We start from the raw sequence: 21,168 nt of genomic DNA, 5'->3' as shown, positions 1-21,168 counted from the left end.
TAGCGTATGTTCAGGTGTCGTGGGGAAAGCCTGTATCGCTCCTCCGCTACCATGCAATTAAATCAATTATTTAGACGATTTTGGTCGACGAGAGCACTTCCGACCGCTACCAACTCAAATTTGCATTGCAGGGAAATCCAGGTCGTGCGCCCGATCCTCATCGCTCGAATCCTTCATCTCATTGGACCGCGGCTACCGCAGCCGGTCCGGGCGAAGGTTTTTTTTTAATATGCGCTCCAGCATGCCCGATTGCCCAATGCCTGCTACGGGCAATCTCCGCTGCTCGTCTCATTCACGTCGTAAGGCGTCGATGGGATCCATCGTCGCGGCGCGCCGGCAGATAGCCGAAGACGATTCCCACTCCCACCGACGCCATCAGAGCCAGCGCCACACTTTGCGCCGAGATAACCAAAGGCCAGTCGGACGCTCTCGCGACGGCGTAGCCCCCGGCGACGCCCAACGCGAGTCCGAGGCATCCTGCGGCGGCGCAGAGCACGATCGCCTCCGCCAGAAACTGCGCGAGAATATCCCGCTCGCGCGCACCGATCGCACGGCACAAGCCGATCTCGCGCGTCCGCTCGCTGACCGACACGAGCATGATATTCATGATCCCCACGCCGCCGACCACGAGAGAGATCGCCGCCGTGGCGGCGAGCAGCCAGCTCAGCGTCGAATGCGTCGCATTCATCAGCTCGACATATTGGCTCGCGTCGAAGACACGAAATCTATCTTGCTCTCCGTCCTTTATATGCTTGCGCTCGCGCAGGACGGCGAGAATTTCGTCTTTGACCGCAGCGCGGTCCCCGCCGGGTAGGACTTTGATATTCACATAGTCGATTTCGCGTAGGCTCACCTGCTGTGGCTTGGGCAGGCGCGAACGTGACATGGTGATGGGAACATAGACGACATTGTCGTGGTCCTGCCCACCAACGAAGCCGAACTTCTTGCGCACCCCGATGACCCGAACCGGCACGCCGCCCATTCGGAGGGTTCGATCGATCGGCGATTCATCACCGAAGAGCTTTTCCGCGACCGTTACGCCGAGCACGACGACCTTCGCGCTGGATCGAACCTCGCCTTCGTCGAAGAAGCGGCCTTCCGAGAATTCGAGATCGAAGACATCGGCGAAGGAAGACTCGACGCCATAGGACCCCGTCGTCCAGCTCTTGCTCCCGGCGACGAGGGTGACATGTGTCCAAATTTCTTTCGAGATGTATTGGACGCCAGACACATGATCGCGGATGGCCGCAGCGTCTTCGTCCGTCAAGAACGCCACGGGGCCACGTTCGCCCACGTCCTCCGCCTTGATCGCGTTGGTGACCAAGCTATTCGCCCCCATCGCCTCGAGCTGCTCGTGGATTTTCTTGCTTGCGCCGCCGTTCGCGGCGCCGAGCACGACGATGCTCGCGACTCCGGCGATCACGCCGATCGCCGTGAGGGCGCTGCGCAGCGCGTTGAGGCGCAGCGTGGCGATCGCTTCTTCGAAAAGCGCCGATGAGATCATTGCGCTACCCCGTGATCCACCGCGCAGCGCGGCCTCTGACGCAGATCCTCGACGAGCTCGCCGTCACGAAAGCGCAGCACCCGCTCTGCGTAAGCGGCGATATCCGGCTCATGGGTGATCAGCACCACCGTGAGCCCGTGGGCGTGCAGTCTAACGAACAGATCCATGACCTCGTAGGACGTGAGCGTGTCGAGCGCGCCTGTCGGTTCATCGGCGATCACGATCGGCGGGTCATTGATCAGCGCACGCGCGATCGCGACACGCTGCTGCTGGCCGCCGGACAGCTGCGCGGGCCTGTGGTCGAGGCGATGGCCGAGCCCCACTTGCTCGAGCCGCTCGCGCGCGATCTCGGCGCCGCCCGCTCGGCCGCGGGACGAATAGAGGAGAGGAAGCATGACGTTCTCGAGCGCGGTCATTCGCGGCAACAGGTTGAACTGTTGGAACACGAAGCCGATTTCCTCGCTGCGCAGCCGCGCGAGCGCGTCGCTCGACATTCTGGATATCTCCCTGCCCTCGATCTCGAGCCGTCCGGATGTCGGCGTATCGAGGGCGCCGAGCAGATTGGCGAGCGTCGATTTTCCCGATCCCGACGCACCCATCACGGCGACAAGCTCCCCATGGGCGATATCGAAGCTGACGTCCCGCAGGGCGCGCACCTTTTCGGCGCCGAGGTCATAGGTCTTGGTCAAGCCCCGGCAGGAGATGACGGGACGCGAGGCCGATACGCTCGGCACTCAAGGCTTCCCCGAATCCGGCCGGCGCCTCGCGCGGACCACGACCATCTCTCCGGCGCGCGCATCGCCTTCGGCGATCTCGGTCACGGCGTCCCCCTTCAGTCCCCCCCGGATCGTTCGCGGCTGGAGCGCGCGGTCCGGCCCGAGCGTCCAGATTCGCGATTGATCCTGCGTGCCCTTGCTCGCCTCGACTCCGGGCGGACGGAACCGTAGCGCTTCATTCGGCGCATGGAGCACGTTCTCGCGCTTCGCGCCGACGATACGAATGGTGGCGGTCATTTCCGGATAGAGCTCGAGCTGCGGATTTTCCGCTCTGACGATGACTAGGTGATGACCCCAGAGGTCTTCGTGGAAGCGAGGCGGACCTGATCGACGGTTCCAGTAAATGTCTTCTCGGGAAACGCCTCCACCGTGAAGCTCGCCGACGCCCCTGCATGCACGATGCCGATGTCCGCCTCGTCGACCTGCGCCCAGATCTGAATCTGCGACAAATCTTGCGCGATCTGGAACAGGATCGGCGTCTGATAGGTCGCCGCGACCGTCTGACCGGGCTGCATCTTGCGATCGACGACGACGCCGTTGATCGGCGAGCGGATCATCGTGCGGTCGAGCTCGATCCGCGCCTGCCTGACCACGGCCTCCCGTCGCGCCACCAGCCCCTCGGCGGATTCGAGCTGCGCCTCTGCGAGGGCGAGATCGTCTCTTGTCGTGACGATGTCGGTCTCGGCATGCTCGAGCTGCATCCGCGACGCCGAACCCGACGGCGTGAGGCGCTTGTAGCGATCGGCGTCGCGCTCGAATTGCGCGAGCTGATGCCGCGCCTTCGCCATCGCCGCCCGCCGCCCGCCGCAGGCCGATCTCCGCGCGCGCGATGGAGAGATCGGCGACGGCGGATGCATGAGCGGCTTCGAAAGAGCCGCGGTCGATCACCGCGAGCAGGTCGCCCTCCTTCACGCGATCGTTGAAGTCTGCTTTCATTTCCGCGATCGGGCCGGAGAGCTGCGACCCGACGTCGACGGTGACCAGCGCCTTCACGGGTCCCGTCGCGGAGATCGTTCGCTCGACCGTTCCAACGGTCAAGGATCGCGTCTCATAGATCGTCGCGTCGGATGCATCTCGAGGCGCGACCCAGAGCCACAGTCCGAGCCCGACGGCGACGCAGAGGCAGAAGGCGAGGAGCCGCTTTCGCGGCCCCGGCATGCTGAGAGAACGCGCCGGCCGCGACGTACTCCCGGGGTTCGGTGTCTTTGTCTCCATCTCGAGCGGATTCCTATTCTCACCGCGCTTGGCTTCGGCGCCGATCCGCCTCTCGCGCCAGCGGATGCGAGCGGTCGAGCGCGAGGGGCGCGAGGAAGGATCGATCGCCCCGGCGACCTTCTATGACGAATCGACAGATGAGATCGCCGCCAGCGATCGGTCGGAGAACGCCGACGATCGTCAACCGAGGCGAGCCGCGCACGACAGCTCTGCGTGCGCGCAGGAAGGCGAGCAGCGACGGGCGGCCGTGGGCGACGAGCGGTAGAGCGCGCTGCAGCTGCAGAAGCAGGCTTTCTTCTCGGCATTCGGCTCGATTCATGCGCAGCTCTCCGACGACGAAAGGCATCGTGGGGCAGGGTCATCGCGTCGCGACGGTGGTCTCGGCGTTCCGGCGACGTCCCATGTGCGCATTCCGCGCGCGCCGCTTCTTCCACCAGATGTAGACGCCGGTGGCGGAGAGCATGGCGATGACGAGGCCGAGAATGCAGACGAAGATGCGGTATGGCAGGCCGAACACATTGGCCATGTGCAGCTCCATCAGCCATGTGGTCAGCGTATTGCCCGAATGAGCGCCCGAGGGCGGAGCAAAGCTCGAGAGCTCGCCGACATAGGCGTCGAAATAAACCGACGTGCTCCCGTATTTCTCGCCGACGTCGAGGCTGCTGTGCGCGGTGTATCGATAGCGCCCCTCGTCGCGCGCCAGAGCGAGCGCGACCTGCCTGGCGACCGTGAAGCCGTTCGCTTTCGCCTGCTCCTCCATCAGCCGCGCGCCGATCGCCTGCGCCTCCCGCCACCCCAACGGCTCGCGATCGTCGTGAATGGGCAGAGCCGTCGGCAGCGCCCAGATCGGCCGCTCGAAATCGAACAGCAGCTCGGTGACGCTCATATAGAAGCCGTTCATATTCATGAACACGCTCGACCATGCGAACACGAGCAGCGCCGCCCACAGCCACAGCCCGCCGGCGCGATGCAGATCGAAATTGACGCGATAGAACGAGGCGCGGAGCTTCACCAGCCAGGACGGCTTCCAGCGTGCGAGAAAGCCGCGTCGGTGAGTCCCGCCCTGCGATGGCAGCGTCAGATAGAAGCCGACGAAGCAATCGATCGTCCAGGCGATCGCGACGAGGCCCAGAATCCAGCCGCCGAGCTCGCCGAGCGCCAGCGCATAGTGCAGACGATAGACGAAGGGCAGGATCGTGTTCGACCCGTCGGGAAGCCCATTCGTCCAGCGGCGACCCAGCTCCTCGCCGGAGACTTCGTCGAGGAAGAGCTGGTTGAAATCGAGTGGAGACGCGCCGGGGCGCGCCTCCATGCGAATGGTCGCTGAGCCCATTGCGTTGAAGAAGACGGATTGGACGCGCGCCCCCGGGATCAGCGCCTCGGCGCGATACGCAAGCGCGCCGCCGTCGAGCGCGACGCTCGCCCGCTCGCCGGGGAAAAGCCGCGGCGACAGCCAGTGATTCAGCTCCGGCAAAAAGACGAGCAGCGCGCCGGTGAGGCCGACCAGGATCAGAAATCCGGCCATGGTCAGCCCGACCCAACGATGCGCGAAGACCCAGAGGGAGCGCCGCATTCTTTAGAACTCGACTTTGAGTGAGCCGAGGAATGTGCGCGGCGCGCCGACCGTGACGAAATTGCCGCTGTTCGTGCCGACGAAATACGGCTTGTCGAGCAGATTGTCGATGTTGAGCTGCGCCGTGCATTTCGTGGGGCCGAACCACCAGGAATAGCTCAGCATCATGTTCACAGTCGTGTATCCTGGCACTTCGTAATTATTCGCCGCATTGCCGGGCCGAGGACCGACGGCGACGAAACCCGCGCCGGCTTTCAATCCGGTGAGTTCCGGCGTCTGGAATTCATAAGTGCTCCAGAGACTCCCCCAGTGTTGAGGCGCGAGGAACAGCCGCTTGCCTTGATTTCCATACCCGCCCGCCGAGTCGCCGTCTTTCGTGATCTCCGCGAATGGAAGATAGGAATAGGCGCCGATGACACGCCAGCCGGGAGCGACCTCGCCGGCCAAGTCGAACTCGAAGCCCCGTGATTCCGCTTCGCCTATGGTACGCGAAAAATTGGGGTTGAGGGGATCAGGAACGCGAAGGTTCTGCTTCTTGAGGTCGAAATAGGCGAATGTGGCGGACAAACGTCCGTCGAAGAACTCCGTCTTTGCGCCGGCCTCCCATTGCTGCGCGGTTTGGGGTTTCAACAGCAGCCCATCGGTCCGGAACAAACTGTTCGACGCCCCGAAACTTTCGGAATAGCTACCATAGACAGAGAGCCAGGAAATCGGCCGCCAGAGCACGCCGCCACGCGGACTGACTCGGTCGTCGTTCGTAGACACGAGGCTTCGAATATTGTCGCGACCGATGGCGTTGTCATATCGCACCCCGCCCAGCAGGAAGACATTGTAGGGAAGCTCTATCTGATCTTGAAAGTAGAAGCTGTACCACTCTTGACTATAATCCAAGCGCGTGCTCAGCGCCGGATTATTGAACTCCAGCATGACTGGCAAATAGATTGGAGAAAAAATATTGAATGCCGGCGCCGCCGTACAGCAGTTGTTGGTGAGATTGTCGTCGATATGGAAGAAGTCGAATCCGAACAACAGCTTGTGTTTGGCCGGCCCCGTCTCGACCGTTCCTTGTAGATTTACAGTCGTGTAAAAGCGATCGGTATTCGTGTCCGCGCCGATATTGAACGAACGATTGAGCGTCCCGTCCGCCGACGCCTTTCCGAAGAAGAGCGTTCGCGAGTCGATCGACATATGTTCGTAGGTGAACCGATGCAGGATTTTCCAGTCCTGGTCGAATTCATGCGACCAATGGAAACCGGCGAGAATTCGATAGCCCCTGTTGCGATCGTTCAGAGGATCTCCGACGAAGCGATTACGCGGCAGCGACGCTGGCCAGTTGCCGATCGGCGGAATGCCCGGGTCGGGTTTACCGTCGAATTGCTGATATTCGAATTCGGCGGTAATTTGCGTCGCTGGATCGATGTTCCAGCGCACGACGGGCGCGATGAAAACCCCTTCATTATGCACGAAGTCGCGAAACGACCCCAGATTCTCGTAAGCCATGTTGAAACGATAGAGAAGCGAGCCGTCTTTCGTGATCGGTCCCGTCGAGTCGATCGTCGTCCGATAATTGGCGAACGACCCAATTTGTTGCTGGATCGCGTGGTAGGGCGTTTCCAGCGGTTGCTTCGTCACAAGATTAATAATTCCGCCCGGCTCGCTGCGACCATAGAGAATGGAGCCCGGCCCTTTCAGAACGTCGACACGCTCGAGATTTGCCGTATTGCGTTTTGTCGCCCCCCCGCCGATGACGCTGGGAAGCAAGAAACCGTCGCGATAGATCGTGTCGTTACTGAATCCTCGCATCAGAAACACATCGAGACCGCCCTGGTTCGACGGCATCTGAAGCACGCCGCTGACGTTCTGCAGCGCCTGCTCGACGCGGATCACCTGCTGGTCCTGCAGCACTTGCTGCGGTACCGCCTTCACCGAGAACGGCGTCTCCATGATCGGCGTGTCGGTCTTCGTTGCCGTGGACGTATTCTTGGGGCTGTAGGTCTTGCGATCCCCTCCCGAGCCATTGCCCGTCCGGCTCGACGGCGCGCCCCGCTCCGCCCCCACATCGATCGGCGGCAGCGCCTCCGCGTCGCTCGCGTCGTTGCGCACGCCCGTGTCATTCTGCGCCAGCATAATCGCGATGGACTTCTTGCCCGGCGCGAGGCTGTAGGAGAGGCCCGTGCCCGACAAGAGCTTGCCCAGCCCCTCGTGGACCGTGGCCGGGCCCTCGAGCCCCGCCGTCCTCCTGTCTCTCGTCAGCTCGGAATCATAGACCAGAATTGTGCCGCTCTTCTCGGCGAAGCGGCGCAGCGCCATGGCGACCGGCCCCGGCGGAATCTCATAGGTCCTCGTCTCGAGAGCCGCCCAGGCTGGCGACGAATCCAGCGCCAGCGCGCCGATCCCCGGCCCCAGCACAAGCATTCCCAAGGCCGCCGCAGCTCCGAGCGGCTCATGCTTGGTCGTCATTTCCGGTCGCCTCCCCATCGCATCATTCCGGGGCGCGTGAATGCCGCCCCTAATGAGTCTGACAGCCGGCGTCGCGGATTGTTGATGTCCGGGACGAGAAGTTTTTTGCCGCCTGTTGCGCGTCCGTCACGGCGCGGCACGCCCGGCGTAGCGGCGGAGGAGACTCTAACCCCACAAAATTATGAGGTAATTTCCAACACGGGCGGCTCGTATGCCGAGCGACGCTTGGATCGCGCGAATGGACTCCAGCGGCTCGGACGCCTGGAACAGGCCGCTGACCTTGCGGGCGCGGATCGACGGGGTCATGACCAGCACGCGTCCGTGGAAATGCCGCTCGATGGCGGCGAGGACATCGCCGAGCGGCTTGTCGTGGAAGATGAGATAGCCGCGCCGCCATGCCGCTTCGTCCTCGACATCGGCCGGATGCGCGACCAGAGCGGACAGAGCCGAGCCGTAGGACAATTGCTGTCCTTCCGCGACGATCGCCGTCCCGCCCGCGGCGGCGACGGCGACCTCGTGCTCGGTCACCGAGACCTGCGCGCCGCCGGGGGTTATCGCAATGTCGAAGCTGGTGCCGAGCGCCGTCGTCGTTCCGCCCGCGGCTTCGACGACGAAAGGCCGGGCGGGATCGCTCGCGACATGAAACCAAGCTTCGCCTTTGAGCAGCGTGAGCTGTCGACGGCCGCCGGAATAGCGCTTGGCGATCGCCGTATCGGCGTTGAGCTCGACGCGCGAGCCGTCCTCCAGCGTCAGCGTCCTCAATTCGCCGACGCCGGTGGAAAAATCCGCCCGCCACAGGATCGCGAGATCATTGGCGAAAAAGGCCAGGAGCAGCGTCGCGGCCAGCGCGGCGGCAGCCAGCCGCCGGCGCGGCCGTCTCGACGGCGCCGCGACGGCCGGAATCGAGAGGCCCTTCACATCCCGCCAGAGAGCGAAGGCCTTTTCGAAGGCGGCGCGGTTGGCTTCGTCCGCCGCGAGCCATGCGTCGAACGCGTCGCGATCGGCGCGCGTCATCGCGCCGGCCCTGATCCGCGACAACCATTCGATCGCCGCCTCGCGACGTTCCCGGTCGCCGGACGGCAGGGGGTCGCTATCCATTCCAGCCTTCCCTCGGAGAACGGGCTCGCCGACGCCCGACGTCACTCCAGCACGTCATGGCAGCGCAGGAGCGCCAGTTGCAAGTGCTTCTGGACCATGTTGCGGGAAATGCCGAGCCGCCGCGCGACCTCCTCGGCCGGCAACTCCTCGATGCGCAGCAGGATGAAAACTTCCCGGCAGCGCGGCGGCAGCCCCTGGATCGCCTCCTCGAGACGCTGCATTCGGCGCTGCCCGTCGAGATGATCGTCCGCGAGCGGGCGGGCTTCCGGGACGTCCTCTGGAAGGCCGCCGGCGTCGAGGTATTTCTGCTCCGTCTCGAGCCGAGACCGATGATTTCTGGCGATATTGCTCGCCGTCGTGAAGAGAAAAGCCTCGGGGTTCGAGATCGCCTCGCTGGCGGCGTAGCGGCGCACCCGGACATAGGTTTCCTGGAGCAGGTCCGGCGCGTCCTGAGCGCCGACCCGGCGCTTGAGAAATTTGAGCAGATCTGGCTGCCGGAGGAAGAAGGCCTGGGCGAGAACGCCGAATTTGCTGTCGGACATTGCGACGGACCTGACGGACGCGAAGGGAAGTCGAATGGCGCGCGACGCTCGACGGATATCCCGGAATCCCGTCGGGTCGACGGGCCTTCCGCGCTGATCGACTGTCTCGAGCCGACGCCCGGAGGTCGCGCGATCTTCATCGGTGATGATGCGATGATCGCAATATCTCGCCGCTCGAGCGACGGCGGACGGCCTGATCGGCTCAGGCGGCCGGCGGCGCTCGTGACGACCAGGCGCTCAACCAGCCCGAGGTCCGGAGAGCGACGACGCGATTGAAACCGGCGATCGAAACCGCCGATGAAACAACCGGCGATCGATTCGACGCCAGCGACGAGACGCCGATGGCGATCGCACCGTCGCGCGCGCTCGAGGCGCAGCAGATGCAGTCCGTGTGACCCTCATGGCCGTCGATCGGCGAGCCGGACCCTCCCGGGTCCGCGCCACGGCACGCCTTCGGGAGGTCGGAACGATCGATGCTCCAGCCCATATCCGACGAATGGGCAGCGTTCCAGCCGATCGCATGTGCCGGCGCGATTGCTTCGAGGAGAAACAGGAAGGCGATCAGGCAGACCGCCGCACAGCGCGGGAATGTCGTGACGCCGATCCGGATCCTGTCCATGACGACGATTGAGAGCGACGCAAGCATAGCTGTCAAGAGTGGCGAGGCGGAGATATGAAAAGAATGCCCGCCTGTCACATGCGCGCCACAGGGTCGGCGCCCCGAACCTGCCCGCTCACGCCGCTCGGTCAGGACCCGCCGCACGACCGCCGCTGCACATGTCGTGCGGCTCTCTTTCTCCACCAGATGTAGACGCCTGTCACCGAGACAGCGACGATCCCGAGCCCCAGGACGACGACGAGAATACGGTACGGCAAGCCGAACACATTCGCCATATGCAGCGCGAGGAGCCAGGTCGTGAGCGTGTTGCCGACGTGTTGGCCGACCGGCAGATCGAGCCGGCGCAGCTCGCCGCTATAGGCGTCGAAGAACAGAGCGGTCGAGCCGTAGCGATCGCCGATATCGAGGCTCGAACGCACGCGATACTCGTAGAGCCCTTTCCCGCGCAGCGCATAGAGCGCCAGAGGCCGCACGATCGAGAAGCCGCGCGCGAGCGCCTGCTCCTCCATGAGACGCGACCCTATGGATTGCGCTTCACTCCAGCCGATCGGCGCGCGAACCTCTCGAGCGGCTCCGGTGACAGATTGCGCCCACATGGGCCGATCATAATCGAGCAGAAGGCGCGTCACGCTCGTATAGACGCTGTTCATGTTGAAACAGACGCTCGACCAAGCGTAGACGAAGAGCAGCGCCCAAAGCCATAGGCCCCCAGCGCGATGAATATCGAAGCTGACGCGGAAGAAGGACGAGCGCAGCTTCACCATCCACGCCTGCCGCCAGCGGGTGAGAAATCGGAAGGCCGACCCGGCCTTAGTGGCCGGCAGCGTCAGATAGAAGGCGATGAAGCAGTCGATGGTCCAGGCGAGCGCGACGATACCCAATATCCATTCGCCGAAGCTCCCGATCGCCAGCGTCTCGTGGAGGCTGTAGACGAAGGGCATAATGCGCTCGATCGAGATCGGCGCCTCGTTCCATCGCAGCCGCCCCAGCTCCGCGCCCGTGACGGGATCGAGGCAGAAATAGTCGAAGTCGAGCGGCGCCGAGTCGACGCGCGCCTCCATGCCGATGCGCGCCGTGCCGATGCGACCGAGATACACCGTCCTCGCGCGCGCGTTCGGCGCCAGCGCCTCGGCGCGCAATGCGAGGGCTCCCGAGTCGAGCTCGACGCCCGCATGAGGACCCGGATAGAGCTGCGGCGTCAGCCAGTGGTTCAGTTCCGGCAGGAAGGCGAGCAATGCGCCGGTAAGACCTTCGACGATGAGGAAGGCCGCCACGGCGAGGCCGATCCAACGATGGAGCAGGAGCCAGAATCCGCGCGTCATGAGCTTTCCATTTAAAAGGCGCGTGGCGCGGAGCGGATCGAGGCCGCTCCGCGCGAGGCGATCAGAATTCGACCTTCACCGAGCCTTTGAAAGTTCGCGGCGCGCCGGGAATGAATCCGCCTGTCCAACCAGACGAGATGTAATAGGTCTGATCGAGCAGATTGCCGACATTGAGCTGGAAGGTCACCTTCTTGCCGAGATAGTCGAAGCCGTAACGCGCCATCAGATCGACGACCGTATAGCCTGGAATGCTGAAGCTGTTGGCGCGGTCGACCTCGACGCTGCCGCGCGACACGAAGCCGGCGCCGAACGCCGCGCCACGCAAGAGCGCGAGTTGTGGCTCGTAGACCGCCCACAGGCTCCCGGCGTCGCGCGGAACGCCCCACCAACGATTGCCCTGCGCGCCGCTGTTGTCGGAGACGATCTGCGAGTCGATATGCGTGTAGCTGCCGATGAGCTTGATCTCGTCGGTCACCTGACCCTGGACGTCGAGCTCGACGCCGCTGTTGCGCACGGCGCCGGTGGAGATCTTGAATCCCGCCGCATTGAGCGCTGGATCGGGACTGGGCGTGCGCACATTCGTCTTCAGAATGTCGAACCAGGAAGCGGTGGCGCTCAGCCGGCTATCGAAGAGATCGAGCTTGACGCCGCCTTCCCATTGACGCGCCTCTTCGGGCGGCAAGGCCCGATTGTCGGCGTTGACTCCGCTGGAGGCGCCGAACCCCTCGACATAATTTCCATAGAGCGAGAGCTGCGGAAGCGGCTGCCACAGCAAGCCGACGCGCGGCTTCACCGCATCGGCGTCGACCACGGTGTATTTGGTCGAGAAGACGGGAACGCGATTGGTCCTGTCGGTCGAGTTATGAGCCGAGTCGTAACGGAACCCGGCCATCAGATGAAAATCGTAAGGGAGCGCGATCTGATCCTGCAGATAGACGCCGTACCAGCTCTCGCGGATCACCTGCCGGAAGGACGAGTCGACGGCGGCCGTGTAAGGGAGAAGGTCGCCCGGGCTCGCCGGATTGAACAGGTCGGACGACGGAACATTCGACCAGTTGAATGTCAAGGTCGCATCGTTCTTCGTGTGATAGCCATCCGCGCCGACTAGCAGAGTGTGAGACAGGCCGAATGTGTCGAAATGCCCGTTCACGTCGAGGCTGGTAAAATAATTTTGCTCCGTGTTCGGAGTAATCGAAAGAGCGTCTCGGTCCACCCGGCAGCCGGCGAGCGAGCAGCCCGCGGGATTTGGATTGTAGGCGTCCACCCATTTTTCGGGGACATCGCGTATGTTCATATCGAAGCGGTGCGTCAGCTTCCAATCGGCGTCGAAGGAATGCTCGAAGCGATATCCGAGACGCAGATCATAGCGCGTGAGCAGAGCGGCGTCGCGCGACCCGAAATTGCGCGAGATCGGCACAGGCGCCACGACATTGAACGATTTCGGGACGAGCTTGCTATAGAGCCCCGGAATGCCGCCGTCGATCGGGTCGCGACCGCTGTAATATTGCAGATAGAAGGTGGCGGAGGTGTCCTGCGTCGGCGACCACTTCAGCTTCGGCGCGACGAAGACGTGATTGCCGTGCAAGCCCTCGCGAAACGAGTCGGCGCTCTCATAGGAGGCGTCGAGACGATAGAGCAGGTTCTTTTCCGCATCGAGCGGCCCGGTCATGCTCAGCGTCGTGCGATAACGGCCGTAGGAGCCGAACAATTGCTGCAGCTCGTAATGCGGCTCCGCCTGTGGCTGCTTGGTCGTGACCTCGACGAGTCCGCCGGGTTGGATGCGGCCATAGAGAATCGAGGCCGGACCTTTGAGTATTTCGATCTGCTGCACATCCACGGTCTCGCGCGGCGGTAGCGCCGTGAAGGGGTTCACCCGCACGCCGTCCAAGTAATAGGCGTAGTCGAGAAAGCCGCGAATGTTCCAGCCCCCCTGCAGGCCCACATAAGGAGAGGAGAAGACGCCGCTGACATTCTTGATCGCGTCGTCGATCACGACGGCCTGCTGATCGACCAGCACCTGATGCGGCACGATCTGCACGCTGGTCGGAATGAGCTTGATCGGCGTGTCGGTCTTGGTCGCCGTCGTGGAATTGGGCCTCCGGTAGGCGGCTGGATCGCTCGCTCCGCCGGGCAAGCCCGCGGCGGGCTGTCGGCCGTTCGAGGAATCCGCGCCGACATCGATGGTCGGGAGCGATTCCTGGGCGAGCGCGGAAGCCGAGACGAGAGCGAGGGTCAACGCGCTGGCGGAAACGCCGCGCGATAGCATCGAAGACGACATGGGGAATTCTCCTGGCGCGCATTCTGCGCGTTCGACGAAGGTCGGAAAGGACGGGGCGTTCAGGAGAAGGTCGGAGGCGCCTGTGGCGACCAGGATGTCGCAAAGCCGAGCGGACGCTGCGCGCGTGGCGCGCCTGTTTGCCGGATCGACACACGCCGGAGGAGCATAGGCGCCGTCGTCGCGACGACGATGCGTGGCGCATCGGGCGCCGTCCCGCTCGAATCGCGTCCATTGCACAGCAGGCAGCATTGCGCATGGCGACGATCATGACCGGACGAGCGATCGCCCGCGTCGCCGTCGCAGGAAGGCGCCGGCGACGCGATCACGCGGCTCCAGCCCTCGATCGCCGCCAGCGACGGGAGCGCCCCCGGCTTCAATGAAACCTGAAGCAAGGCGAGCAGAGCGACGAGCAAGGCGTGGATAGCACGCACCGAGACCCTGGTTCGGCGCGCGCGTGGCAGGCTGCTCGATCGACTGAACATGGGGCTCCTCGGCCGGGCGCCCCTTGTGAAGGCCAGCGCTGGTTGCCGCCAGACCGTATATCTCTCCGTCTTACGCCGATCTGCCGCCACCGACGGCCTCGAAAAAGCCGCCCGCTGTTGCGCTGGCGCCACAGTTCTTCCATCTCCCGTTGAAATCCGTATTCTCGGGGAGCGCCCGACTTTCGTCGTCGGGGTTGTGGGAGGAAACGAGGATGCGGCTCCTCGTCGTCGAAGACGAACCGGATATGGCCCTGCTCATCGGACGACGTCTCGATCGGGCTGGCTTTTCTTGCGACATAGCCACAAGCATCGGGGAGGCGCTGGAGGCGTTGCGCCAATTCCCCTACGATCTCGTTCTGCTCGACCGGCGCCTACCCGACGGCGACAGCGCCGCCCATATCGGCGAAATCCGCGCGCTGCGTCCGCGCATCGGCGTGATGATGGTCTCTGCCCTCGACGCCAATCGCGACAAGGTCGCGGGGCTCGACGCCGGCGCCGACGACTATGTGACGAAACCATTCGACGGACCGGAGTTTCTCGCACGCGTGCGCGCCCGCCTGCGGCAGGGCGGCGGAGGCGCGCCGCTGCCGCCGATCGTCCTCGGCTCCCTGTCCTTCGACGTGATGGCCCGACAGGCGCTGGTCGGCGGGCGGCCGTTTCATCTTCACAAGCGCGAGTTCGTGCTGCTGGAGGCCTTCATGCGGCGCGCCGACCGCGTCGCTTCACGAACCGATCTGCTCGAGGATGTCTATGGCGTGAACCACGCTGTTTCTCCCGGCGCGCTGGACACTCTGGTGTCGCGGCTCCGAAAGCATCTCGCGGAAGCCGACGCGGGCGTCGAGATCAATCTCGTGCGCGGACGGGGTTATATTTTGACCGAGGCCGAGGCGTGAAAGCGCCGTCTCTGTCTCGGCGCCTCGTTCTCTATCTCCTCGCAGCGCAGATCGTCGGCGTCGTCCTGACCACGCTGGCGATCGAGCTCTTCGTCGAGGAAGGCGCGCTGCTCATGCTCGAGCGCGACAGAAACGAGCTCGCGGTTCCGAGGACGAACGACATCGTGGTCGAGTCGCTGCGCCGTTCGACGAGCGGCGAAATGTCGATCGACCCTTCGCCGGCCCTGCGCGCCGAGATGGAACGCGCGCCGAATTTGCGCTTCGCGGTCTTCGATTGGGAAACGAAATTGCCGCTGGCTAGCTCGTCTCCGGCGCTCGTCGCGGAGCTCGTGATCTTGCGCCGCATCCGCACCACTCACATGCATTTCTCGATCGACGGCGATGGCTTCGAGGTTGGCAAAGGCCATCTCTCGCTGATGGAGACGCCATTTGGACGCGTCACCGTCGCGACCTACGGTCATTTGTTCGAGTGGTGGGACCTTCTGCGCACGCTGCAGATCGAGTTCCAGAGCTATCTTCGATATTTCGTTCTCGAGGTTCTCGCAGCCGTCGGCGTCGGATGGCTCGCCTTCAAGCGCGGGCTCGAACCGCTGAAGCGAGTGGCGCAACAAACGGAACAAATCGATTTGAGCTCGCTCCATCAGCGCTTGACGCTCGAAGGCGTTCCGGCGGAAATCTCATCGCTCGTCGACTCCATGAACGGCGCGCTCGCGCGGCTCGACGAAGGCGCGGAACGTCAGCGGCGCTTCCTGGCCAACGCCGCCCATGAGCTGCGCACGCCCGTCGCCATCCTTCTCGAGCGGCTCGACGCGCCGCAGCAGCAAGGCCTGATGACCGATCTGCGCCGCGACGCCTCACGCATCCGCAATATCGTCGAGCAGCTGCTGGCCGGCGCACGTCTCGAAAAGCGCGGCGCCAATCTCGAAGAGGCGATCGACATCGTCGAGCTCGGCCGCACGATGGTCGACCTCCATGTGCGGCTCGCGCTCAAGATGCGTCGACATCTCGAATTTTCGGAAGAAGGCGAAGGCTTCATATCGGTCCGGGGAGAGCGGCTCGCTCTGGAGAGCGTCGTGGCCAATCTCATCGGCAATGCTCTGCGAGCGGAGCCGGTTGACGGTTGCGTCATCGTGAGCGTCGGCCCGGGGCCGGAGATCGCCGTCATCGATCATGGTCCGGGAATATCGCGCTACGACCGCGCGTTCATTTTCGAACCCTTCTGGCGTAAGGAAAACGCCAGCGCCGGCGCCGGTCTCGGATTAGCGATCGCCAAGGAGCTGATGGACAAGCTCGCGGGACGTATCTCGGTCGAAGACACCCCCGGCGGCGGCGCGACCTTGCGCGTGTCGCTTCCACTCGCCGGGGACGCACCCGGCGCAACGCCCGGTCCGCGCGCTCAACAACCACGTCCACCACGAACCGATTGGCCAGCATGAATTTCGGCGCCGACACGATATCCGGTGCGCTGAACAGATGGCGCCGGTGACCCGAGACGCTCTCGGCCTTCGTATCTCCGCAAATCGCCTCATCAGGATGTGACATCGACCAACTTTCCTGCCGCAATGGTAGCGGGCCGCGCCAGCGAAAGCGAGAACACACGTGATTCTAGTCGGGGGGATCGGCGGAAACGGTCCTCCGCTACCACTCGCCGTAACGCCGAAACAATCCAATTCGTACAATGGTTTAGCCGTACGCTGGTAGTCGGCTCTCCGTGGCCCTTCCGCATCGAAGGGCCACGTTCATGAGCCACGCCGAACGGCGGTGGAATGCGCATGGCGCGGGCGAGCTTTTTGATGCGGCGGGACGGCCGCTATTGGTTCCAGATCCGGTTTGACCCTTTCGCGAATCCCGGCGACCCTAAAAAACATGTCCGATTCGCACTGCGGACCGCCTCCTACGCGGTCGCGCTCCGAAGGCTGTCGCGTATCATGCCGATCATCGTCGAGTTCAGAATAGACCCCGATTACCGCGCCAGGACGGTGAGTTGTTTCGCCCAAATCGCCGAGGCTATGCGGGTTCCGGGTCCCTATACCGAGGACCAGCGGGTCGAATGGGAGATGCTCGAGCGCGCCGGCCTCTGCCTCGTCGCCGCCACCCGGGCGATCGGCCATCCGATCGGCGTCCATTCGCCCGATTTTTGGCCGGTCTGGAAAGCTTTCGTCGAGCGCAACGTGAAGATCGACGAAGCGCTCCGTGGGAACAAAGCGACAAGCAAGCCTCGGCCTCCCCGAGAGCCGCGCGAAGTGGACCTGTCCGGGGCCATCGAAATGACCCCCGAAATAAAAGCGAAGTTCGGCCTGCCGAAGGGGCGTGGGCCGGACTATTCCGCCACGCTCGGCAGCCGTCCGGAGCTGGACAACGGCACGACGGTCACACGGATCGTCTCGGAATGGGGGCGCGACGAGAGTTTTGTCGAATTCGGCGACGGATTCGGAGCTCGGGCTGCCGCTCCACCCATCGCAGAAGCTCCCCCTGCCGCGCCGGCGCCCGCGCCCATCACCGAGGCGCCGCACGAGGAAAAAGACGACCTCGCCCATCACGATACGCTCGCGCAAGCGATCGACGATCGGCTCGCCGCCCTCGCCCAGCAATATGGAGATCGGCGCGGCGACGAGTCTCATGGCCGCGTGCTGAAATTCGCGTTGGAATTCCTCGGCGACAAGCGCCTCACGGAGATCAGCGCGCGCGACCTGCGGCGCCTCGAGCAGGCCCTGACGGAAATTCCGGGCCGAAAAGATATTCCCGGCGAGCATCGAAAATCGCTGTATTCCCGCTACCTCTACGGCCAGCGCGAGGGCATCGACAATCTCACGCGGATCAGCTCGACGACGGTCGAGAACACCTATTTCGGGACGATGAATTCCTTTCTGGAATGGGCGAAGGCGAAGACCGATTGGAATGCGCCCGGTTTCACCTTCAATGCGAAGTGCGCAGCCCTCGTCGCGCCGCAGCCGCGCGACGCGTTCCGCGACGAAGAATTGCTGAGATTTTTCGCGCTGCCGCTTTTCACCGGCTGCGAATCGCCGGCGCATATCTGGCAGCCTGGTCGATTTTTCGTCCAGAACGGGCTCTATTGGGGATACATCCTGCACATATTCATGGGTCTGCGGCCGTCGGAGATCGGTAAGCTGCGCACGAGCGATATCGTTCGGGATGGAGAGTTCTGGTTCATCGACATGCGCCGCGAGAAGACGAAAACCAAAAAAGCGAAAGGCGAAAAGTCTCGCGAGCTGAAAACGGACAACGCCTATCGGCGCGTTCCCATCCCGAGCCTCATCGTCGACCTCGGAATCGTCGACCTGAAAATCGCGCTCGAGGCGCGCGGGGAGACTCGGCTATTTCCCGACTGGCATGTCTATCGTCACCCTGGAAGCGGCCGCGAAATGTGGGGGCACTATCTGAGCAAGTCCTGGCAGTACGTCCGAGGCGCGCATGAATTCGAACGCGATTTCCTCACGCTCTACAGCGGAAGGCACACCCTGGCGGGCTGGTACGACGCGATGAAATTGCCGCAGCGGATTCGCGATCGGCTTTTCGGACACGCGGCCCAGGGCGTGCCCGGCAATTACGGTCCGATCGACCTGACGCTCGACGAGGCGAGAGCGGCGCTCGGGACCGAGCTGAAGGTCCAATTCGATATCGTCAATATTTTGCTCACGGCTAAGCTGAAAGCCGAATATGGCGAACTCACGCCTGTGCCGATCGTCTGAAATTTCGAATGATCGATCTGTTCGACCGGCGCCCGATTACTGAGCCCGGGAGGGAGGCAGGAACCTGTGGCGGCACGGCGACATTCGCCTCATGTCGGCATCATGCTACAATGCTGACATCATTCCACGCCGGTGAGCATTTTGGACGGACAGAGCGCAATTTACATCGGCGCGGCGCTCGAAATCGCATCCGAGCGCGCCATTCTCGCGGATATTGTCGGCCGGCTTGATCGCGCTCATGTCCATTACGTAATCTTCGCCAATGTGCAGATTGGCGGCCAACAACTCGATTGTATTGTTGCGACGCCCGAGTCGGTGACGGTTTTCGAGGTCAAACAGTCCCGCGCGCCTATCCGCGGCGCCGTGAATGGTCCATGGGAGCGGCTCGACGTCAGTGGCGCGTGGCGGCCCTATCGGAACGCCTATCAGCAGGCGCTCGATGGGAAGAATGCGCTTAGGAGCGCTATGTCCGCCCTCAAATCGGTCGGCGGTTTCTATCCCGATGCATGGGTCATTTTCTTCGGCGGGCTGCCGGCGGGATCCACTCTCACGCCGGGGGACTTCAAGGTCGGTGTAACGACATTGGCCGATTTTTCGGTCAATTTCTCGATCTGTTCGAGAAATTGTCCATGGAGCCTGGAAGATTGGCGCCAATTTGCAGCGTCATTGTCCTTGACCCGGGTTACCGTGCAGGAGGCCGTAGCCTCGGGTCATCTTCGCACGCAGATTGAGATCTTGCGGCGCTACAATGCCGCGGTCGTCGAGGAGTACGGACACGAAGGCGATCGCTGGATAGCCGAGGACGACTTGCCGGGCACGCTGCAACGCGCGGCCGGCGAGGCGCTTGGCCTCGCGATCGTGGGACCTTCTGGCTGCGGTAAGACACTTATGGCGAAGTGGCTGGCCGCGCGGCTCGCGGCCGCAGGCTCCCCTGTGTTCTACTTCGCCGCGAAGGACATCGCGGGCGACTGGGCGAAGGCCATCCGGCGTGAAATTGCCCTGCTGACTGACGCCGCATCGTCGGATCTGCTGCGCGCGGCAGCGAAGAGTGACCACGATATCTTCTTTATCGTAGATGGGCTGAACGAGTTGGCGGGATCCGACACTAGGGTTACGCGGGGGCTGCGAGCCCTGGCTCGGGGATATGACGCCAAGATCGTCATCACTTCGCAGGCGCCGCCGCCCGCCGGATTCGAAGGGCTCTCCCTAATATCAATTGGGCGGCCAAGCGCGGGGCTGAAGCGTCGAATCGCCGAGCGCGCGGGCGGTCGCTTGGATGCTGCCGCGATCGAATTCCTGGAGGTCATCGGCAGCGGTTTCGAGGCTGAGATGGTCGGCGGCGTCGGCGCCAGCCTGATAGGGGAGACCACGCGCCTTGCCCTCGTCGACCAGTACATTCGCACGCGGCTTGGAGTCCACGCACGGGCTGGCGCTTACGGCCTGCGACGCTTCGCGGTCGCGCTTCATCGCGACTTGGCGTTTTCAATGGCTGAGGCGCGAGTCGACGACTTCTTGCGGGACGCTGGGATCGGTTTCGAAACATGCGATGCTCTGTTCACGGCCAGACTCCTCGTACGCCGCGTGGGGCGGGTTTCTTTCGCCCATGAGATGTTGCTCAATGGATCGGCGGCCTTCGGGCTGGCGGCAGAGGCCGCGGACGACCCCACGGCTTTCGGCGCCCGCCTTTCAACGCCGCTACTGGCCCCTTTGGCGGGCGAGATCATCACCGCGATCGAAGACCGTAGGGTCTGCCGCGATGTGCTGGCAGCGGTCACTAGTTCGAACTTGATCGCGGCCGCCGGCAGGGGGGCATATGGCCATCTCGTCAAGTCGACCGAGAAGGAACTAATGTTAGCGGCGAAGGCGAAGTGCATTGCCGAGATCGAAGCCGTCACACTTGAACTCGACACCGAGAGCCCCGCCTATCCGGTGCGGTGGTCCGAGAGCGGCCAGCGCACGTGGACGGGAGGGGAACTGGCCTGCCTTGGCGCGATCGGGCAGTTAGCGACCTCCGCCGACGGCGTGCAGGACTATCTGGATCTCTGCGCAGCGATGGACGCTCGGCTGTTGGAAGAACGAACCCGGATTGCGCCGGAAGCGAAAGCCGCAAACGTGGGTCTCAGAAGCCAGAGCTTCGCACTGGCGTACTACGGCTTCGGATCGCAGATCGGCTTTTCCAGGATCGACCATCATGGGTATCGCGGCCGCGGTAGTGAGTCATCCTCGCCTCTGCCGTTGCTGGATGTGTCCAGCCTCTCGTCGGGCCAATTGCACTTCTACCTGGAAAATCGACGTTCGTTCTTCGGCGCCGAAGAGCGGGACCGCTTCGCAAAAGAGTTGACTTTCGTTCTGCGCCACCGGTTTTCCCGAGAGCCCTACCACGTGCAGCTGGCGACGTTGGAGGCAATCTGCTTCGCGCGCGAAGCGTCCGAGAAGACCTTGGCCGAACTCACCCGAGCCATCCAGGATCTCGACGTCGCGCCGGCCAACTGGGCCATTGGTTCCAGCGTCATCGACGCGCTGACGTGGCTCGGCGCCTTGGACGAGGAAGCCGAAGGAGCGCGCGAGGGGATCCGCGCCGAGATCGCCGAGGCCTTGGCCGACGGCGCCGATGGAAGCCTAGGCTCAGGACTCATTGATTGAGATAGAAGGCGACAGCGGCGGCAATGCATACGGCCGAGAAGAAGGCGTGCGCG

General features: G+C 63.4%; 17 protein-coding genes and 1 pseudogene. 5 read left to right on the top strand and 13 right to left on the bottom strand.

From position 1 onward, the window contains the following. Nucleotides 1-292: 292 nt before the first annotated feature. From ACT53T_RS13015 to ACT53T_RS12995, 5 genes and pseudogenes are all read right to left on the bottom strand, one after another. Nucleotides 293-1,504, bottom strand: coding sequence for an ABC transporter permease (locus ACT53T_RS13015; protein WP_476161525.1), 1,212 nt, complete (start codon nucleotides 1,502-1,504; stop codon nucleotides 293-295). Next, nucleotides 1,501-2,238, bottom strand: coding sequence for an ABC transporter ATP-binding protein (locus tag ACT53T_RS13010; RefSeq protein WP_476161524.1), 738 nt, complete (start codon nucleotides 2,236-2,238; stop codon nucleotides 1,501-1,503). The genes ACT53T_RS13015 and ACT53T_RS13010 overlap by 4 nt, the downstream gene beginning before the upstream one ends. After that, on the bottom strand, nucleotides 2,239-2,517 hold the full coding sequence (locus tag ACT53T_RS13005; protein ID WP_476161658.1) for a hypothetical protein: 279 nt from the start codon (nucleotides 2,515-2,517) through the stop codon (nucleotides 2,239-2,241). A 44-nt stretch (nucleotides 2,518-2,561) separates the two neighbouring features. Beyond that, nucleotides 2,562-3,068, bottom strand: coding sequence for an HlyD family secretion protein (locus ACT53T_RS13000; protein ID WP_476161657.1), 507 nt, complete (start codon nucleotides 3,066-3,068; stop codon nucleotides 2,562-2,564). 28 nt (nucleotides 3,069-3,096) lie between these two features. Next, nucleotides 3,097-3,216: pseudogene (locus ACT53T_RS12995) on the bottom strand (hypothetical protein); the annotation flags it as partial. A 220-nt stretch (nucleotides 3,217-3,436) separates the two neighbouring features. Between ACT53T_RS12995 and ACT53T_RS12990 the strand changes: the two are divergent. Further along, a complete protein-coding gene (locus ACT53T_RS12990) occupies nucleotides 3,437-3,760 on the top strand; it encodes a hypothetical protein (protein WP_476161523.1) in 324 nt (107 codons plus the stop codon). Nucleotides 3,761-3,853: 93 nt separating this feature from the next. Here ACT53T_RS12990 and ACT53T_RS12985 read toward each other — a convergent pair whose 3' ends face one another. From ACT53T_RS12985 to ACT53T_RS12950, 8 genes are all read right to left on the bottom strand, one after another. Beyond that, a complete protein-coding gene (locus ACT53T_RS12985; RefSeq protein ID WP_476161522.1) occupies nucleotides 3,854-5,068 on the bottom strand; it encodes a PepSY-associated TM helix domain-containing protein in 1,215 nt (404 codons plus the stop codon). 3 nt (nucleotides 5,069-5,071) lie between these two features. After that, nucleotides 5,072-7,378: a TonB-dependent siderophore receptor gene (locus ACT53T_RS12980; RefSeq protein WP_476161521.1), complete on the bottom strand. Its 2,307-nt coding sequence runs from the start codon at nucleotides 7,376-7,378 to the stop codon at nucleotides 5,072-5,074. Between the two features lie 315 nt (nucleotides 7,379-7,693). Then, nucleotides 7,694-8,626: a FecR family protein gene (locus tag ACT53T_RS12975; protein WP_476161520.1), complete on the bottom strand. Its 933-nt coding sequence runs from the start codon at nucleotides 8,624-8,626 to the stop codon at nucleotides 7,694-7,696. A 41-nt stretch (nucleotides 8,627-8,667) separates the two neighbouring features. Beyond that, the gene (locus ACT53T_RS12970) at nucleotides 8,668-9,168 is read right to left on the bottom strand and encodes an RNA polymerase sigma factor (protein WP_476161519.1); all 501 of its coding nucleotides are present in this window, start codon (nucleotides 9,166-9,168) and stop codon (nucleotides 8,668-8,670) included. A 202-nt stretch (nucleotides 9,169-9,370) separates the two neighbouring features. Further along, the gene (locus ACT53T_RS12965; protein ID WP_476161518.1) at nucleotides 9,371-9,814 is read right to left on the bottom strand and encodes a hypothetical protein; all 444 of its coding nucleotides are present in this window, start codon (nucleotides 9,812-9,814) and stop codon (nucleotides 9,371-9,373) included. A 101-nt stretch (nucleotides 9,815-9,915) separates the two neighbouring features. Beyond that, complete coding sequence (locus ACT53T_RS12960; RefSeq protein ID WP_476161517.1) at nucleotides 9,916-11,109, bottom strand: PepSY-associated TM helix domain-containing protein; 1,194 nt, start codon at nucleotides 11,107-11,109, stop codon at nucleotides 9,916-9,918. Nucleotides 11,110-11,170: 61 nt separating this feature from the next. Continuing rightward, nucleotides 11,171-13,387 carry a TonB-dependent siderophore receptor gene (locus ACT53T_RS12955; RefSeq protein WP_476161516.1) on the bottom strand — a complete coding sequence of 739 codons (2,217 nt, stop codon included), beginning with the start codon at nucleotides 13,385-13,387 and terminating at the stop codon, nucleotides 11,171-11,173. A 59-nt stretch (nucleotides 13,388-13,446) separates the two neighbouring features. Then, on the bottom strand, nucleotides 13,447-13,869 hold the full coding sequence (locus tag ACT53T_RS12950) for a hypothetical protein (RefSeq protein WP_476161515.1): 423 nt from the start codon (nucleotides 13,867-13,869) through the stop codon (nucleotides 13,447-13,449). A 212-nt stretch (nucleotides 13,870-14,081) separates the two neighbouring features. Between ACT53T_RS12950 and ACT53T_RS12945 the strand changes: the two genes are divergently transcribed. The 4 genes from ACT53T_RS12945 to ACT53T_RS12930 all read left to right on the top strand — a co-directional run bounded on the left by ACT53T_RS12945 (nucleotide 14,082) and on the right by ACT53T_RS12930 (nucleotide 21,115). Then, nucleotides 14,082-14,762, top strand: a complete 681-nt coding sequence (locus tag ACT53T_RS12945) for a response regulator transcription factor (RefSeq protein ID WP_476161514.1) — start codon at nucleotides 14,082-14,084, stop codon at nucleotides 14,760-14,762. Next, nucleotides 14,759-16,198, top strand: coding sequence for a sensor histidine kinase (locus tag ACT53T_RS12940; protein ID WP_476161513.1), 1,440 nt, complete (start codon nucleotides 14,759-14,761; stop codon nucleotides 16,196-16,198). Before ACT53T_RS12945 ends, ACT53T_RS12940 begins: the two co-directional genes overlap by 4 nt. 492 nt (nucleotides 16,199-16,690) lie before the next feature. Next, on the top strand, nucleotides 16,691-18,472 hold the full coding sequence (locus tag ACT53T_RS12935) for a site-specific integrase (protein WP_476161512.1): 1,782 nt from the start codon (nucleotides 16,691-16,693) through the stop codon (nucleotides 18,470-18,472). A 141-nt stretch (nucleotides 18,473-18,613) separates the two neighbouring features. Continuing rightward, nucleotides 18,614-21,115: an NERD domain-containing protein gene (locus tag ACT53T_RS12930; RefSeq protein ID WP_476161511.1), complete on the top strand. Its 2,502-nt coding sequence runs from the start codon at nucleotides 18,614-18,616 to the stop codon at nucleotides 21,113-21,115. The last annotated feature ends 53 nt before the right edge of the window (nucleotides 21,116-21,168 follow it).

The organism is Methylosinus sp. DMC45 (assembly GCF_056313885.1).
Note: the sequence above shows the minus strand (reverse complement) of the source record. Positions and strands in the feature narration are given on the sequence as shown.

What these genes read in the sequence shown, in the direction of transcription:
- ACT53T_RS13015 (WP_476161525.1), bottom strand. Translation starts at nt 1,504, where the DNA reads ATGATCTCATCGGCGCTTTTCGAAGAAGCGATCGCCACGCTGCGCCTC.
- ACT53T_RS13005 (WP_476161658.1), bottom strand. Translation starts at nt 2,517, where the DNA reads ATGACCGCCACCATTCGTATCGTCGGCGCGAAGCGCGAGAACGTGCTC.
- ACT53T_RS13000 (WP_476161657.1), bottom strand. Translation starts at nt 3,068, where the DNA reads ATGGCGAAGGCGCGGCATCAGCTCGCGCAATTCGAGCGCGACGCCGAT.
- ACT53T_RS12990 (WP_476161523.1), top strand. Translation starts at nt 3,437, where the DNA reads ATGCTGAGAGAACGCGCCGGCCGCGACGTACTCCCGGGGTTCGGTGTC.
- ACT53T_RS12985 (WP_476161522.1), bottom strand. Translation starts at nt 5,068, where the DNA reads ATGCGGCGCTCCCTCTGGGTCTTCGCGCATCGTTGGGTCGGGCTGACC.
- ACT53T_RS12980 (WP_476161521.1), bottom strand. Translation starts at nt 7,378, where the DNA reads ATGGCGCTGCGCCGCTTCGCCGAGAAGAGCGGCACAATTCTGGTCTAT.
- ACT53T_RS12975 (WP_476161520.1), bottom strand. Translation starts at nt 8,626, where the DNA reads ATGGATAGCGACCCCCTGCCGTCCGGCGACCGGGAACGTCGCGAGGCG.
- ACT53T_RS12970 (WP_476161519.1), bottom strand. Translation starts at nt 9,168, where the DNA reads ATGTCCGACAGCAAATTCGGCGTTCTCGCCCAGGCCTTCTTCCTCCGG.
- ACT53T_RS12965 (WP_476161518.1), bottom strand. Translation starts at nt 9,814, where the DNA reads ATGCTTGCGTCGCTCTCAATCGTCGTCATGGACAGGATCCGGATCGGC.
- ACT53T_RS12960 (WP_476161517.1), bottom strand. Translation starts at nt 11,109, where the DNA reads ATGACGCGCGGATTCTGGCTCCTGCTCCATCGTTGGATCGGCCTCGCC.
- ACT53T_RS12955 (WP_476161516.1), bottom strand. Translation starts at nt 13,387, where the DNA reads ATGTCGTCTTCGATGCTATCGCGCGGCGTTTCCGCCAGCGCGTTGACC.
- ACT53T_RS12950 (WP_476161515.1), bottom strand. Translation starts at nt 13,869, where the DNA reads ATGTTCAGTCGATCGAGCAGCCTGCCACGCGCGCGCCGAACCAGGGTC.
- ACT53T_RS12945 (WP_476161514.1), top strand. Translation starts at nt 14,082, where the DNA reads ATGCGGCTCCTCGTCGTCGAAGACGAACCGGATATGGCCCTGCTCATC.
- ACT53T_RS12935 (WP_476161512.1), top strand. Translation starts at nt 16,691, where the DNA reads ATGCCGATCATCGTCGAGTTCAGAATAGACCCCGATTACCGCGCCAGG.